At 66.6% G+C, this 15,325-nt stretch carries 15 protein-coding genes and 2 pseudogenes; 6 read left to right on the forward strand and 11 right to left on the reverse strand.

The window, feature by feature from the left end:
• Positions 1 to 4: 4 nt before the first annotated feature.
• The gene (locus ACIBI9_RS53320) at positions 5 to 826 is read left to right on the forward strand and encodes a carbohydrate ABC transporter permease (protein ID WP_397235118.1); all 822 of its coding nucleotides are present in this window, start codon (positions 5 to 7) and stop codon (positions 824 to 826) included.
• Positions 826 to 2,361, forward strand: coding sequence for an amylo-alpha-1,6-glucosidase (locus ACIBI9_RS53325; protein WP_397235119.1), 1,536 nt, complete (start codon positions 826 to 828; stop codon positions 2,359 to 2,361). Before ACIBI9_RS53320 ends, ACIBI9_RS53325 begins: the two co-directional genes overlap by 1 nt.
• Before the next feature lie 142 nt (positions 2,362 to 2,503).
• On the opposite strand, the gene ACIBI9_RS53330 is transcribed toward ACIBI9_RS53325, so the two are convergent.
• The 6 genes from ACIBI9_RS53330 to ACIBI9_RS53355 all read right to left on the reverse strand — a co-directional run bounded on the left by ACIBI9_RS53330 (position 2,504) and on the right by ACIBI9_RS53355 (position 6,360).
• Positions 2,504 to 3,973, reverse strand: coding sequence for a serine/threonine-protein kinase (locus ACIBI9_RS53330; RefSeq protein WP_397235120.1), 1,470 nt, complete (start codon positions 3,971 to 3,973; stop codon positions 2,504 to 2,506).
• Between the two features lie 334 nt (positions 3,974 to 4,307).
• On the reverse strand, positions 4,308 to 4,574 hold the full coding sequence (locus ACIBI9_RS53335; RefSeq protein ID WP_397235121.1) for a hypothetical protein: 267 nt from the start codon (positions 4,572 to 4,574) through the stop codon (positions 4,308 to 4,310).
• Between the two features lie 191 nt (positions 4,575 to 4,765).
• Positions 4,766 to 5,500 carry a response regulator transcription factor gene (locus tag ACIBI9_RS53340; RefSeq protein ID WP_397235122.1) on the reverse strand — a complete coding sequence of 245 codons (735 nt, stop codon included), beginning with the start codon at positions 5,498 to 5,500 and terminating at the stop codon, positions 4,766 to 4,768.
• 166 nt (positions 5,501 to 5,666) lie between these two features.
• Positions 5,667 to 5,885, reverse strand: a complete 219-nt coding sequence (locus ACIBI9_RS53345) for a tyrosine-type recombinase/integrase (protein ID WP_397235131.1) — start codon at positions 5,883 to 5,885, stop codon at positions 5,667 to 5,669.
• Positions 5,822 to 6,106 carry a hypothetical protein gene (locus ACIBI9_RS53350; RefSeq protein WP_397235136.1) on the reverse strand — a complete coding sequence of 95 codons (285 nt, stop codon included), beginning with the start codon at positions 6,104 to 6,106 and terminating at the stop codon, positions 5,822 to 5,824. The genes ACIBI9_RS53345 and ACIBI9_RS53350 overlap by 64 nt, the downstream gene beginning before the upstream one ends.
• Positions 6,107 to 6,195: 89 nt before the next feature.
• Positions 6,196 to 6,360 (reverse strand): hypothetical protein, encoded by a 165-nt coding sequence (locus ACIBI9_RS53355; RefSeq protein ID WP_397235123.1) that lies wholly within the window; start codon positions 6,358 to 6,360, stop codon positions 6,196 to 6,198.
• A 436-nt stretch (positions 6,361 to 6,796) separates the two neighbouring features.
• Here ACIBI9_RS53355 and ACIBI9_RS53360 point away from each other — a divergent pair, with 436 nt between their 5' ends.
• On the forward strand, positions 6,797 to 7,258 hold the full coding sequence (locus ACIBI9_RS53360; RefSeq protein ID WP_397235132.1) for a CHAP domain-containing protein: 462 nt from the start codon (positions 6,797 to 6,799) through the stop codon (positions 7,256 to 7,258).
• Here the strand turns inward: ACIBI9_RS53360 and ACIBI9_RS53365 are convergent.
• The gene (locus ACIBI9_RS53365) at positions 7,200 to 8,024 is read right to left on the reverse strand and encodes a BTAD domain-containing putative transcriptional regulator (protein ID WP_397235124.1); all 825 of its coding nucleotides are present in this window, start codon (positions 8,022 to 8,024) and stop codon (positions 7,200 to 7,202) included. The genes ACIBI9_RS53360 and ACIBI9_RS53365 overlap by 59 nt on opposite strands.
• Before the next feature lie 916 nt (positions 8,025 to 8,940).
• On the opposite strand from ACIBI9_RS53365, the gene ACIBI9_RS53370 reads away from it, so the two are divergent.
• Positions 8,941 to 10,059: a sensor histidine kinase gene (locus tag ACIBI9_RS53370; protein ID WP_397235125.1), complete on the forward strand. Its 1,119-nt coding sequence runs from the start codon at positions 8,941 to 8,943 to the stop codon at positions 10,057 to 10,059.
• Positions 10,052 to 11,188: a hypothetical protein gene (locus ACIBI9_RS53375; protein ID WP_397235126.1), complete on the forward strand. Its 1,137-nt coding sequence runs from the start codon at positions 10,052 to 10,054 to the stop codon at positions 11,186 to 11,188. Before ACIBI9_RS53370 ends, ACIBI9_RS53375 begins: the two co-directional genes overlap by 8 nt.
• Before the next feature lie 84 nt (positions 11,189 to 11,272).
• Here the strand turns inward: ACIBI9_RS53375 and ACIBI9_RS53380 are convergent.
• From ACIBI9_RS53380 to ACIBI9_RS53390, 3 genes and pseudogenes are all read right to left on the reverse strand, one after another.
• Positions 11,273 to 11,815: pseudogene (locus ACIBI9_RS53380) on the reverse strand (DNA-binding response regulator); the annotation flags it as partial.
• Positions 11,816 to 12,395: 580 nt separating this feature from the next.
• Positions 12,396 to 13,007, reverse strand: coding sequence for an FkbM family methyltransferase (locus ACIBI9_RS53385; protein WP_397235127.1), 612 nt, complete (start codon positions 13,005 to 13,007; stop codon positions 12,396 to 12,398).
• 135 nt (positions 13,008 to 13,142) lie between these two features.
• Positions 13,143 to 13,844 (reverse strand): response regulator, encoded by a 702-nt coding sequence (locus ACIBI9_RS53390; protein ID WP_397235133.1) that lies wholly within the window; start codon positions 13,842 to 13,844, stop codon positions 13,143 to 13,145.
• An 851-nt stretch (positions 13,845 to 14,695) separates the two neighbouring features.
• Here ACIBI9_RS53390 and ACIBI9_RS53395 point away from each other — a divergent pair.
• On the forward strand, positions 14,696 to 15,253 hold the full coding sequence (locus tag ACIBI9_RS53395) for a hypothetical protein (RefSeq protein WP_397235128.1): 558 nt from the start codon (positions 14,696 to 14,698) through the stop codon (positions 15,251 to 15,253).
• On the opposite strand, the pseudogene ACIBI9_RS53400 reads toward ACIBI9_RS53395, so the two are convergent.
• A pseudogene (locus ACIBI9_RS53400) lies at positions 15,241 to 15,325 on the reverse strand (IS5/IS1182 family transposase); the annotation flags it as partial. The gene ACIBI9_RS53395 and the pseudogene ACIBI9_RS53400 sit on opposite strands and share 13 nt — an antisense overlap.

The following is a 15,325-nucleotide window of genomic DNA, read 5'->3' on the forward strand; positions in this document are numbered from 1 at the left end:
CGGGATGCGACCCAGGCAGGTAGCCCTGCACGCCGGGCTCACCCTCGGTGGGCTGGCGATGCTGTTCCCGTTCGTCTGGATGCTGCTGACGTCGTTCAAGGGCGTGCGGCAGATGCTGAACAACCCGCTCGACTGGCTGCCCGACCCGTGGCGCTGGGAGAACTACCCCGACGCGCTCGGCGCGATGCCGTTCGGCACCGCGTACTGGAACAGCTTCTACATCGCCGCGCTGAACGTCACCCTCACGTTGCTGACCTCGGCCATGGCCGCCTACGCCTTCGCCCGGATCAGGTTCCGCGGCTCCGGCGTGCTGTTCGTGGTGTTCCTGGCCACCCAGATGGTGCCCGCTCAGGTGACGGTCGTGCCGCTCTACCTGATGCTGGCCAGGTTCGGCTGGATCGACTCGCACCTGTCGCTCATCGTGCCGAGCATCGCGAACCCGTTCGCGGTGTTCCTGCTGCGCCAGTTCATCAGGGCCGTGCCCGTGGAGCTGGAGGAGGCCGCCAGGATCGACGGGGCGGGCCGCTGGCGCTGCTTCTGGAACGTCGTGCTGCCGAACATCCGCCCCGGCCTCGGCGCGCTCGGCATCATCGCCTTCCTCGCGTCCTGGAACGCCTTCTTCTTCCCCCTGATCTTCCTGAACTCGCCCGAGCTCGCCACGGTGCCGCTGCTGCTCAGCCAGTTCTCCGGCCAGCGCACGGCCGTGGACTACGGGCTCATCCTGGCCGCCTCCGCGATCGCCGTCGTGCCGACGCTCATCGCCTTCCTCATCGGCCAGCGGAAGATCATCAACTCGATGGCCGCTTCCGGCCTGGGAGGTCGCTGATGCCGGACCTACGCGAACGCCCGTTCACCGACCGCGGCTCGCGGCTGCTGGTGACGGCGGCGGACGACGGCTCGCTCCGGATCGCCAGAGCCCTGTACGAGACCAGGCTCGCTGACGCGACGGTGCTCACCGGCCTGCGGATCCTTTCGGGGAGCGGCGAACTGCCGGTGCTGCGGGTGCTGCCGGACCGCGTGGAGTTCGCGGCCGGCGTGGCCATGGCCTTCGCGGGCCCGGACACGCTCGTCCTGACCGGTGCGGGCGCGCGGGCCGTGTGGGACGGCGGCGAGGCCGGCATCGACGGCTGCCTCACCCTCGTCGGCCCGGATCGCGCGAGGCACGACGCGGCGGCGGTGCTCGACGCGGCCGCCGCACGGTGGCGCGACTGGTTCGCCCGCATGCCCGCCGTGCCCGCGGACCTGCGCGAACGAGCCGAGGACGCGTGGTGGACGCTGGCGGTGAACCTGGTACGGATCCAGGGCCGAGAGTCACTCGTCCCCTCCAAGAACGGCTACGTCGGCCTGTGGAACTGGGACTCCTACTTCCACGCCATCGCGCTCAGGCACGCCGACCCCGCCCTGGCCAGGGAGCAGATCCGCATCCTGCTCGACCACCAGCGCCCCGACGGTCTGATCCCCGACGTCGTACACGACCACGGCGTGCTGGCCGAGACCACGGACCTGCCCCGCTCCGATCTGGCCAGGCTGGCGGAGCACGTCGGGGGCGGGCCGATCGGGGACGCCGTCCCCGTCACCAAGCCGCCGCTCACCGCCTGGGCGGTGTGGAAGGTCCACGAGGTGGACCCCGACCCCGCCTTCCTCGCCGAGGTCTACGAGCCGCTGGCCCGCTCCCAGGAGTGGTGGTTCAGGCACTCCGACCCGGACGGCGACGGCCTGGCCGAGTACCTGCACCCGTACTCGTCCGGCCTGGACGACAGCCCCATCTGGGACGGTGGCCCCCGCGCCGAGCCGCCCGACCTGAACGCCTACCTCGCCCTCCAGTACGACCGCCTGGGCGACATCGCACAGGCACTCGGCAAGGACGCCGCCCCGTGGCGAGCCAGGGCGCAGGCCCTGGTGGACCGCATGATCGCGCGCCGGTGGAACGGCACGAGGTTCGCCACCGTGGTCGGCGGGCGCGAGGCGGACGTGCGCACCCCGCTGGAGCTGATGCCGCTCTTCACCGGGAGGCTCCCCGCGGGGATCGCGGACCGGCTCGTCGCCGACCTACGCTCGCCCAGCTTCTGGGCCGAGCATCCGGTGCCGACCGTCGCCTTCGACGACCCGAGATTCGACCCCGAGGCCATGTGGCGCGGACCGGTCTGGCTGAACGTCAACTACCTGCTCATCGACGGCCTGCGCCGCTCGGGGCATCAGGAGACGGCCGCCGAGCTGCGCGAGCGCACGCTGGCCATGGTCCGCGACGGTGGCGGCCTCCACGAGTACTGGAACCCGCTGACCGGCCGTCGCGCGGGCCGCGCGACGACCGCCTTCGGCTGGTCGGCCGCCCTCTTCCTGGACCTCGCCCAGGAGGGCTGACCGCCCGGCGGCTCGGCGTCGGTCGTCGGCTTCATTCTGCGCTCGACGCGAGGCGCGCCGGCCGGTCGCGGCGGCGCGCTGCTCGGCTTCGGCGGCCGCCTGGTCAGCGATGCCGACGCGCTTCGCGCTGCCGGCCGCCGGTTCAGCCTGCCGGGCGGGCCGCCTCCATCGCCGCGGCCACGGACGCGGCCGCGCGCCCGATGGCCTTCGTCCCGGGCCGCGGGCCGCTGTAGCTGAGCGTGGCGGTGACGTTGGACATGCGGAACACCATGTTGGCCGTGTACGTGCCGTTCGCCCGGTGGACGGACGCGAACGACTCCTCCCCGACCACCGGAGTCCGGGTGAACGTGATGTCCGGATGCTCGTCCCGCAGATCCTGAAAGGTCTGCTTGGCGCCGACGAAGTTGGCCTTGGCCCCCTTGACGGTGGGGACCCGGTAGAGCGAGACGGTCGCGTAGGAGCCGTTGGCGCCGAAGTACTGGCAGATCTGCCGGTTGCGATGGTCTCTCTGGAGCGCGCCGCCGAGCAGCGTGCGGACCTGGGCGGCGGTCAGCACACGGCAGGAGTGCAGGTCGATGCCGAAGAGCGGTTTCCCGGCCGGTGAGGACGACACGGGCTTGGCCGGCGGCGTGGTGCCGCGGGTCGGCTCGGCGCTCGTACTCGTTCCGGGACGGGTCATCCCCCAGATCACCGCACCCGCCGTCAGGGAGAGCGCGAGAACCAGCGCGCCGCCCACGACGGCGAACCGGTGCCACGCGGGTGCGGGCCGCCGACCCGTGGGGCGGGTGTCCTCGGGAACGTCGCCCTGGGCCACCGCCTGCAACCACGCCGCCGCCTGTGCGGGGCCGCAGCGCCGCTGGGGCTCCTTCTCCAGCAGCGCGGCGAGGACGGGCGTGAGCGAGCCGGCCCGCTGCGGGGGCGCGGGTTCGCGCAGCAGCACGGCCGCCATCACCGCCGCCGCATTGGGGCCGGTGTAGGCGGCTCTGCCCTCCACCGCCATGTACAGGGTGGCTCCCAGCGACCACAGGTCGGCCTCCGGGCCGTCGGCCTCGCCACGCAACCGCTCCGGCGCGATGTAGCCGGGCGAGCCGTTCAGCAGGCCGGTCTGGGTCAGCGCGGCGTCCCCCACCACGGTGGCGATGCCGAAGTCGGTCAGCAGCACCCGCCCGTCCTGGGTGAGCAGCACATTGCCCGGCTTGACGTCGCGGTGCAGGACCCCCATCGCGTGCGCGGCGGCCAGCGCGTCGAGCACGTGCCGCCCGACCATGGCGGTCTGGGCGGGCGGCAGCGGCCCGTCCTCGCGCACGATCCGGTCGAGGGAACGGCCGTGGACCAGCTCCATCACGATCCACGGCCGGCCGCTGTCCATGACGACGTCGTGCACTGTGACGATCGACGGATGCGAACGCAGCCGCGCCGCGGCCCGCGCCTCACGCAGGGTCCGCTCGGTCAACTCGGCCCGGGACGCCTCGTCCAGATCGGCGGGCAGCCGCACCTCCTTGACGGCGACCTGCTGACGCAGCAGCTCGTCGACGGCCAGCCACACCGTGCCCATGCCGCCCTGGCCGAGCTGCGACATCAGCGAATAGCGGCCTGCCAGCATCATCGTCATGCCATCGCCATGCGGCAGGACGCGTCATCGTCGCATAAGCGGGCCATCCGCGGTCTGGACCCCGCGGGCACGAGTTTCGCCACTGGCTGTTCCTCCAGAGATGAGGGGTGTCGCATGGGCCGGTCGTACGAGCCGACGGCTGTGTCCCGGAGCCGGGCCCGCGGATGCCGCTCGGCATGCGGCGAAGCCCGTGGTGGGAAGGGCACACCGTAGCATGCGCGACGTCGGGCACGCGGCTCAGGACGATCATGCTGGATCTCGATTCGGAGATCGGGGTGGTTGCAGAGCCACGAACGAGACGCCCGCCATGGTGCGCATGCAGGACGCGGCACGCTCAACCGCCGACGCCGGCGAACCCGCTACCGCGCTCTTCGAACACCTCGAGATCTTCCACAACCGACAACGCAGACACGCCGCACTGGGCATGCTCACCCCGATCCAGTTCGAGAACGCGTCTGTAGACGGGGCTTGCGAGGACCTGCAGCAGGATCCCGTCCGCCTCAATGCCGACCGCACGAAGTGCGTTCTCGTTCACCTGAAGAACGCGGACCTGTACCACTCCGAGGTGCTCGGCCCCGATTTGCATGATCGACGGATTCATCGACGACGACCGCGGTGGCCCTCGCCGACGACACCGACCACAGCCGGACCTGCGGCGTCATCACGAGAACGCCCCACGGGCTCGCCGCCGCGCGCGGGGGTCCGCAGCGGCATCCTGCGGAACAGGCATGTCGGATCAAGCGCCGCTCCAACTCCGACCCCACGCCACGAACTCGGCACTGGTGGACCCGGTCACCTCAACGGACGGCGTTTCCACTGGGCGGTCAGCTCGGTCAGGCTGCCACATCCCGTCTTCTCGAGGATGCAGGTGAGGCGTTTCTCGACCGTGCTCTCGCTGACGTTCAACCGCCGCGCGATGTGCTCGTGGCCCAGCCCGAGCACCACCAGTTCGACCACGTCGAGCTCACCTGAGGTGAGGTCCCGCACGGAGGCCGGTACGAGGTTCGCCTCGAAGTACGGGCTCAGCAACGGGCCCAGCGTGGCCGCCATGAGCAGGTCGCTCGGCTCGATGGCGCGCCGATCACCGTCGAACGGCACCCCCAGCGTACTGACCGCGCCCGTGGCCGGGGACCTGACGACGATCTTCAGCATGTCGTCGATGCCGTTGCGGCGCAGGAATGTGTCGGCGAAGTCCCGCTCCCGCCCGGTCGCCCGCAGGCGGAGCTGCCCGAGGGTCGCCACACCGCGGCGGGTCAGGCAGACGATCCCGTCGCGCGAGGCGAACGGATTGTTCAAGCGCCAGCGCTCGACGTATTCCTCCACGAAGTCCGGCCGGAACATGGTGAGGTACTGCTCCTCGCCGTCGCTCCCCAGCGCCAGATACGCGGGGTTCTCGGCCACGAACGCATCGATCCATCCGAGATGGACGGCCACAGCCTCGGCCAGCACCGGATAGAGCTCCCCCTTCCGAGCCCCGGCCACTTGCTCCAGCACCTTGATGAGCCTTCGGTATTCCAGCTGTTCCACGGATCCGCCATCGCACTCGTTGATCGCTTCGGGGGAGCAGCCGGTACGGTTTTCTAATCCGACGGTCGCAGGTTCGAATCCTGCAGGGCGCGCTTCTCTACCTGCGGAAACTCCAGCGGGGGCCGCGCGCTGCGGCGGCATGGGGCAAATATGAGGCAAAGCTGAGTCAGCCGCTGAGCTGCCGCCCCAGCGCGGACGCGGCGTTCAGCGCCAGCCGGGCTGTCTCCCGGGCAGCATGGTGGGCCACCTCCGGCAGCACCGAGACGTAGGTGTCGGCGGTCAGCACGATGCTGGCGTGCCCGAGCATGGCCTGCACCACCTTCAGGTCGGTGTGCGCGGCCAGCGCGAGGGTGGCGGCGCCGTGCCGCAGGTCGTGCAGCCGGATCGGTGGGCGGCTACCAGTCGGCGGATCCGGCCGGTGAGGTAGTCCGGTCGCAGCGGCTCGCCGCCCGCGGTGGTGAACACGTATCCCGAGTCCCGCCAGCGTGTGCCCGCCGTCGCGCTCAGCTGCTCTTGCCGCTCGCGGTGCCGGGTCAGCACCCGTACGGTCTCCGCGTCCAGAGCCACCACCCGGCAGCCGGCGGCGCTCTTCGGCGGGCCGACCACGACCTGGCCGTCGGGCGTGCACTCGCTGCTGCGTCACCGTCAGCTCCGCAGCCTGCAGGTCGACGTCCGTCCAGCGCAGCCCGGCCAGCTCACCGCGGCGCCCGCTTGGTCCGCCGGGCCGTCCGCCCGGCGGTCCAGAGTGGATGCGGTCGGCGGGGATGGGGGAGTTCGGCGCCGTTGGCCGGGTTGACCGGGATCAGCCGGGCGCGCACCGCCGCGTTCAGCGCGGTCCGCAAGGTGGCGTGGATCCGCACCACGGTAGCGGGTGACAATCGGCGACCGGCGTGCTTGTCGTGCCTGCCGTGTTCCCTCTTCGCCTGCCCAGCGCAGACCTGAAGTTCGCCGTGGCCGACTGGCTGGCTCTCAACACCCTCACTGAGGAGGACGTGATGCCCGACGACGAGCTGCCGCTTCGTCCATTCATGGACGCGGATGTGACCGACTTCGACCCTGATCAGTCCTGGCTGCCGCAGGAGCCGGGGTCGGTGGTCGAGGACGAGAGCCCCGACGACGAGGAGGAGAGGTGGAGGGTGGTGAAGAAGCCTGAGGACGCTCTGCTCGGCGTCGTCCGCTCGAAGATCGGTACCCCGAGTCGGGGTCAGGCTGGACGAAGTTCGGTGCGTGGTGGGCCAAGCGGCACGGCAAGCTGGAGGACTGGGCGTTGGAGCCGTGGTGCGACATGTTCATCTCGTGGGCGGCCGATCAGGTTGGCCCGTCTGCGGTGGTGGGGGTTCGGCGTGGACGGTCGGTCATGCCTCCTGGTTCAAGGCCCGCGGCCGGTGGGGGCGAACCCCGCGCAAGGGCGCGATCGTGTTCTTCGACTGGGCCGGCTCCAAGAACATCCTGACGATCGACGATGTCGGCATCGTGGAGGCGGTCCGCTCGAACGGCACGGTGGTGACGATCGAGGGCAACACTGCCGACCAGGTCAAGCGCCGCGAACGCTCCATGAGCGTGATCGCGGGCTTCGGCTATCCGGCCTACTCCAGCAAGCCCGCGCCCAAGCCTGGTCTCCAGTTGCCTGGTCGCAGGGATCTGCCACGCACCGGTCTGGTGGTTACCGGAAGGAGGTCTTGCAGGCCGGTGGTGCGATCTATCGGGTGGCGCCGCTTTGGGCCGCGTTCCCCGGATCGAGCTCCACATGCTGAGTGATGATCTTTTGATGGAGCCTCCTGAGACCAGGACCAGGGGGTTGTCCCAACTCCTCCTCGAGAAGGCTCTTCCCCTCGTGGTAGACGTCCAAGGCGAAATCCTGTCGTCCTGACCGGTAAAGAGCGAGCATCAACTGAGATCGCAGGCGTTCATCGAGAGGCGAATCGTTCAATCGCTGCCGGAGCTCTGCGAGCACCTGGTTGTGTCGTCCCAGCGAGAGCTCGGCATCGAGCCGATTCATTATCGAGATCCGGCGTAGATCGTTCAGCCGGGTCGCCTCGCTGGTGAGACAAGCGCTGTCCACGTCCTCCAGCGCCGTCGGCCCATGCCAGAGACCCTCAGCTTCGCGATACAGGTGGATGGCTTCGATCTGGTCTCCGGCCTGCTGGGCCATGTCGGCCCGTTTCAGCAGCCGTTCGAAGCGGTTCGCGTCCACGGCGTCCTTTTCGAGGTCCAGTACGTATCCGCCGTCGGTGTAGTTCAACAAGCCCTGGTGCGGCACCAGGCTCCTGCGCAGCCGGGAGATTCTGATGTGAACTTGTTCGCGAGCCGTCATGATCGGATCGCTTCCCCACATGGCCTCGATGAGACGTTCCGTCGGAACGATCCTGCCTGCGTTCACGACCAGCGTCGCCAGCGCCATCCGCGCCTTTCCTCGTGGAAGCTTGAGGGGTCTTTCATCAGCTTCACCCCGAACCCTACCCAAGATCATGAATCTGAGCATGAGCCTTCCTTTTGCCTGATCGGCGACAACGTTGGCTTTCATCAGAAAAATGACTCATATGGCTTCCAAGCGGCACGCTACAGGATGGGCGCGCGCAATCAGGACGGTCGTTCGACCCACATATCGGCCATCGAGCGCACTCGCCAGCAAGAAGCGGGCCAGCCAGGATGCAAAGGCCGGAGAATAGCGAACATTGGTCAACGATACGCGACGAACCGGAAGCGCAAGGTGATGGTTAAGGGTGGGCCGGAATATCCCTGTAGGGTCCGCTGAATTCTCGTCAAGCGTCGTTGAGGATGTAAGAAGCCCGGTATGTAAGCAACTGGTGATCAAGGGGATGGTAGGCTCGGACCGACCTTCGCGAAGATGGGGATGAAGTCGGCGAAGAAGTGCGGGAGCCCTGAAGTGTGCCATTACCCGCGCGGTGCCGGGCCCTGGGCAGTTGTTTTCCGCAGGTCCACGCATGACATGAGGTGGTGAAGTTGTCTTGGCGCCGTATACGGCAATGTCGATGTTTTTCGTCAACAGTTTATGCGTCCATCGCAGCGGCATCGCCGAAAGCATTCGGGACGCGAACAATTACGCACCCGCCGCCCGAGACTTCGGCCACCCGAGCGACCGGGAGGTGGCACCTGGCCGGCAGACGAGCCACTGCATGTGGGCCCCGCTTCGGAGCCCCATGCGGGCCGGATCTCGACCACGCTGCCCACCTCGGCGTTCGCCACCTGTACAGCCACGTCCCCGAACAGGGACGCACACCGCGCGCCCGAAGAACATCCGGACGCACACCCGGGTTGCCTCAAGGCTGATATCCAGCCTGATGTCTCCTGCCGCCTTCCGTCGAGGATCTCAAAACGGGCTCGTCTGATTGTGGGGAAACATCATGCTCATACCGTCGGGGAAAGCTGGGCGCCGGCCTTCGGCCGAGGGTGAGGCGTGCGACGTGCTCCCAGGACAAATGGAGAGTGCGCTTCTCCAGTTCGTGTACCACTTCCAGCACAAGATCCGTGCCGTGGGGGTGATTCCCTGCGCCGCCCTGGCGGTGCCGGCGATGCCGCCCGGCGGGAAAATGTTACCCGTCGCGATAATCGCCGGCCTGGCCATCATCTGGAGTGTTGTCTACTACAAACTGGGCGTGACGCGCAGCCGGCCTCGGCTGCTCTTCGCCGTCGACCTCATCGTGATGACCGGGCTGTGCCTCACCCAATTCCTTACCGTACCCGACCGCCAGACGATGCACGGCAGCACCTGGATCCTGGCCAGTGTGAGCATAGTCGTGGTGACGTACCAGATGGCCTACCCATGGATGGTCGCCCTCCCATCCTCACTCCTCCTGGCCGCGGCAGACCTCGGCGGCGCGATACTCGACCGCGCGCACGGGTGGACATATGCGCTGCCCAACGTCGGCTGGCTGTTGGTGCAGACCGTGCTTTGCCAGTGGCTGTTCCAGCTTCTGCTCCGCCGATGTCGCTCCGCCGACGTGGCTGCGCTCAAGAACGCGGCGGCACGACGCCAGCATTTGGCAGTGGAGGCCCAGCGGCTCGCCGAAAGAGAATACCTGGCGACGTTGCACGACACGGCGTGCGCGACATTGATGATGGTCGCGTCGCGCGGGAATCAGATCCACCCCGACAATTACCGTGCGATGGCCAGAAGCGATCTGGAGCGGTTGACGCTCGAAGGCGTCCCGACCGGAGAATTGGATCTCGAAACTGAGCTCATGGCGGAAATCGACAAGCATCCGCTGCGCGTGGTGACTCGGTTCCACGACACCTTGGGGCACATATGGGGTCCTGCCGCCTTGGCTTTGCGCAACAGCCTCGGAGAAGCGCTGCGCAATGTCATCAGCCACGCCGGTGTGCACTCCGCACGAGTCACCGCATCTGTGAAGGAGGAAGTCGTCACGGTAACGATCACAGATGAGGGAGTCGGCTTCGATGTAGCGCACATACCGCCGCACTCCTTTGGGCTGGCCAAGTCCATCGTCGGGCGCATGGCCGCCGTCGGCGGCCGCGCCACGATCACTTCCCAGGTCGGGTGTGGCGCAGAGGTATGGTTGGAGTGGCCAGGTGTATGAGGCACTGGATGAGCAGGTCGCCGACGACCTTCGTGACAGGGTGCGCATCGCGGCGCTGATCATTCTCGCGGTCGTCCATATCGGATTGGTACTCCCGGCGCTCCTGGCGCACCTGTCCAACTACCGGTTTCCCTCGGTGCAACTCGCCGTGTTCGGGTTGCTGTCGCTCGTCATCATCATGGACGCGCTCCTGGAGGTGGCCGGCCGCGCTCGCCCCCGAAACTGGGCAGCTGTCTGGGCTGTCCGCGTCGTGCTGCTGTCGGCCATCGCGAGCAGCGAATTGCTCACCGCGCAGTTCTTCGGCACCCTGCATTGGACGCACCTGGAGGTGGGCTGGTTCGTGGTCGTCCTGTTCCTCGGCCGCAAACTGTCGACGGTCGCAGCGGTAATCGCCTGCTACCAGGTGATCACGCTCCTTCAGCTGATCTTGGCCGGGCTTCCTTCCATGACGGAGGGAGCAGGGATGGCGACCAGCGTGCTTATTGTGAGCACATTCCAGATTGCCACCGCCGTCATGGCCAACCAGGTGCGCGATTATGCCGTCGAGGCGAAGAGAGCCATGCGCGACCAGGAACGATTACGCCTTGAGGCCACGTTTCTCGCGCAGATGGAGGCGGAACGGCGAGAGCGGTACCGTGAGCTCAGGACCTCGATACTCCCGCTGTTGAGCGGATTGGCCGACGGATCGCTTGACGTACAGGACGAAGGCACGCGACGTCGCTGTGCGATCGAGGCCGCACGGATACGGCGGCTACTCGTGGAACGGGAGCAGGTGTCCGATCCCCTGGCACACAAGCTGCACGCGTGCATCGACGTTGCCGAACGAAGCGGTGTCGATACGCAGCTCGCCATACGAGGGGCACCTGTCAGTGTTCCCCGGAGGGTCTTGGGTGCGTTGACGGAGCCCGTCATCGAGGTGCTCGCGACTGCCGAGGGGAGTGCACGAGTAACGGTTGTACGCGGTCACGGTTCAGTCCGGGTCAGCGTCGTGGCTCATTCCCCGAAGCTGCACATACCCCAACCCCAGGAGCGGGGTCTGCAGGTGAGCACACTCCACTCCGGGGAACGGCTGTGGTTGGAGGTCGTCTACGACCTTCAGAGCTCGTCCAGTGAAACGATCCCGTCCTGAATGGCGCGGGTAATCAGATTCGCCTTTGTCCTGGCGGGGCGCCCGACGTTGGCGTATTTGATGCGGATGCGATCCGAGGTATGTGTTCACGGTGCGTACTGAAAGACCGAGGCTCTCTCCAACCATGGTCTTCGACTCCGACTGAAACCATTTAAGGAGTACGTCGATCTCGCGCGGACTCAGTGCCGGCCGATCGGCGGACATGTCACAGCCGAAGGCTCCGGCGAGCGCCGGCGGGGTGTAGGGCGTGTTGTTCGCCGCCGCGAGAGTGGCCGCGACGAGGTGCCTTTCTCCCTCCGCCTTGGTCAAATAGGTAAAGGCTCCCACCTCGAGGCACATCAAGGCCACCGCCTGGCTGTCATACATGCTGTAGACGATGACCTGCCTGCCCTGCGCGATCAGCTCCTCCGGCTGAACGTACGCAGGCGAGCCATGAGAGAGCTGCAAATCGAAGACCACCACGTCCGCCGTAGAGCCGGGCCCCTCCATGGCGATCGCGATGTCGGGCCCTCTCGCGGCTACCGTGATCGGCTTCCCTGATGTGGCGTACCAAGACTCAATACCCTGAAGCACCACGGGGTGATCGTCGATCAGAGCCACCCTCACTGGCGGAGGATCTTGGTCCATGTTGTCCTTCTGTCCTTCCGGAAGGCTGCATGGGTTTGGCGTGGACTATTCGGCATCGCTTGACGCGGGCACTTATCGGCCGTCGCGGACAGGCCGACGGCACTCCGTCAAAAGGAAGACTCGATGGCCGGGCGGTCCGGGTGGTGCGGTCGCCGAGGACACAATCACCGGTGACGAAGAGATGGTACGCCCATGGTGGTCGCATCTCTGACCGGCGACTGCTTGCGCCCTTGCCGGCCGCATGCCTTCCCGGAAAGTGGGCCAAGCCACGAACGGGCCCTGTGTGTGTTCGGAGGTCCCGCTCATTCCGCCGGTCGGGAGGTGTTCATTCCGTCTGCGACATCGATGATGAAATACATATGCCCATCTTTACCAGCTCGCGCGATCCGAGGATATTCGGCACGGTCATGGAAATAGCGGCAACGAAATTCAGTCCTGGCACCATCATGGACACCGTAAGTGGCAGTTGACAGGTATGTCAACTCTCGTGGTTCGCCCTTTTCGGGCTGTTCTGTTTCCTGATAGCGGTTGGGCCACTCAGGCCGGGATCCGCTGCCCTGGCCCGACCTTGCCGGCGACCTCAGAGAGTGTGGCTGCTGAACAGGTAATTTCGCCGCCGGGGACTGATCTCGTCGGTTTCCTGCCATCGGTCGCGCCGCCAGGCGTACATGCGGTAGCCCAACTCCAGCAGCGGCTCCGCTACGTCTCCCGCGACCATGCCGTACTTCTCGAGATGGCGGTCCTCGATCTCCAGCAGGAGTTTGGGCCGGTGGCGTTCGATCGTGTTGAGGCCGCCTTTCAGCACCGCCGATTCGAAGCCTTCCACGTCCACCTTCATGAAGTCGACGTGCGAGATCTGACGGGTGTCGCAGACGTGGTCGATCGAGTACACGGGCACTTCCAAGGTCTTGCCGGCAGAATTGCCCGAACCTTTCAATCCCGTCTGGAGGTGTGCCCAACCGTGGTTGGGGAGGAATCCGAACCGGTACGGCAAGCGGAGCTTCTGCCGTCCGTTGGAGGGACCGAGTGCGGCGTTGGTGGTGATCACGTGATCGGCGCCCGTGGCGCGGCGCGCTGACTCCAGGATCGTGTACGGCAGGTGCAGCGGCTCGAAGCTGTGCACCTGGCCGGTGCGCCCCACCAGGCGGGCGAGAGGAAAGGTGTACATCCCGTAGGCGGCGCCGATATCCAAGCACACGTCGCCGCGTCCCACGAGCTGGGACAGCCCGCGTAGTTCCGACTCTCGGGAAAGCGTGCGGGCCACTATTGCTGCCGCCGATAATCTGATCATGCCGGAGACGGTGACAGCGAAATCAGTGCGGGCGCATCACCCTCGGGAGCGTAACCGCCGGCTCTTCTGTGCCTCTGTGGAGGCAAACCCGGCCTCTACCAATCCACTCTTATAGGCCAGCGCCACTGCCTGCGCCCTGTCGCGCAGGTGGAGTTTGATGAGGATCCGGCCCACGTGGGACTTGACGGTCTCCTCGGCGATGGTCAGATTTCGCGCGATATCGGCGTTGGACTGACCGTCGGCAATGAGCCTGAGCACGTCGATCTCACGGGAGGTAAGCGCGTTGAGCCGCAACGCTTCGCGCTCGTCGATCGACTGCCTGTTCGTGAACTCCTTGATGAGCCGTCGGGTCACCGACGGCGCCAGTAACGCCTCTCCACCGGCCACCACGCGCACGGCACTGATCAGGTCTGCCGGTGGCGCGTCCTTCAACAAGAAACCGCTGGCTCCGGCGTGCAGCGCCGTGTACACATAATCATCCACGTCGAACGTGGTCAGGATCACCACTTTGGTGCCGGGAACGCTTTCGATCAGGCGCCGGGTGGCCTCCAACCCATCAAGATTCGGCATTCGGACGTCCATAAGCGCCACATCCGGTCGTGTCCTCTTAGCCATGGCCACTGCCTCGAGGCCATCTGCGGCCTCGCCCACGACCCGGATATCGGGTTGTGCCGACAATAGCGCCGCGAATCCTCCCCTGACCATCGCATGGTCGTCCGCGATCAGAACAGAGATCATGCTTCCTCCTGTGCCAAGTACGCCTACATGGCATAACGCCAGCGGGTCGGCGTTCCGGCGAAAATCGCCCAACAGCGTCATCTGCTCGCGCATGTCGGTCAGCCCGTACCCCAACCCGGGTACCGCCACGCCCCGCTGCCCTACGCATTCATTGCCCCAGGTCAACGTTGGAGTCAGGGGATTCGTGTGCCAACGACCACGAAATTTGGGAGACGAGCACGCCAGCGATGTTCTCCCATCTCACCGACAAGAAACGCCGCCATCGGGGAAGGCTTTATGCAATTGCTCATCATGCCATGGCCGAGGTCTTCCCTTCACCACCAGGGACCCGACCAAGAGACCCGGCATGGACGCTGACGCCGCGCATCTGCCCTGATGCCGCTTGGGCAAAGAATGCTCACGGTTTTCGCTGGTGGCCGAGGGCCTGGGCAAGAGCATGACGGTCGGTGATCTGCGTACCGGATGCCTTTGCCGGATGGGCGGCGCGCACGGCAACTGCCGCGGCGAGAGCGTTTCACGGCTCACGGGCGGGAGCGGCGCACCCCATGGGCGGACGGCCTGTGCACACGCCGCTCCCGGCATTCACGCGCGGCGATCGCCACGTCCAGGACCTGACCGGGGACGAGAACGCCGACCGTGGCATGCCGAAGTCCTTCGGGCGCCAATTGGCTGCGTACCGTCAGGCGGTCACCGAGATTGAGGGGCTCGTTTCGATAGGTGAGCGATAGGGCTCGTTCGTAGTCTCCTCATTGTTGACAGAGTCGGTGATGCGCCAACCGAAGGACGGCTCGTTCCGCCTGCGCCGATGGAGCCGCGGCCGACGGGTCATTCTCTTGCGAACAACTGGTGAGATGAAGGGTGACGACATGCACGAAGCCATTGGCTGGTACTTTGTCATGCTCCCGGACCGGGAAGGCACAGAAGCAATCACGGGAAAGCTCGGCCCGGACGCCCGGCCAATTTTGGAACACGCGTCCGGCCGGCCCTGGATTGTCGGGAGAATGCCAAGCGAGCTCGTCATGGGCTCCACCCCGGAGCGCAAAGGTGACCGGTTGGCAATCATCGGCTTCTCGTCGGCGACGCAGGAGATGCTGGGCCGCGTGGTGGACGGAACCGCGCTGGCCGAGCAACTGGATGCCTTGAGTCTCCGCCTGTCCGGCAGCTTTCATCTTCTCGGCTCTTTCGCGGGAAGACTGCGTGCACAGGGATCCGCCTCGGGTTTCCGGCGCATTCATCACGCGGTGATCGACGGCCTCGTCATCGCGTCGGACCGCGCTGACGTGCTGGCCGGGTTGGGGGGCTTCGCATATGACGAGGCCAATCTGGGGATCAGGCTGCTGCGCCAGCTTCCGCATCCTTTGGGGGAACAGCCGCTGTGGCGAGGAGTGAGCCCTTTTCATCCTGAGTAGCGGCCTTCTTCCACCAGCTGCAGCACGAGGATCGCCTGCACGAGTGCGGTTGCGCGATGCGGGCAACAGCGC

It is taken from the genome of Nonomuraea sp. NPDC050451 (assembly GCF_044458585.1).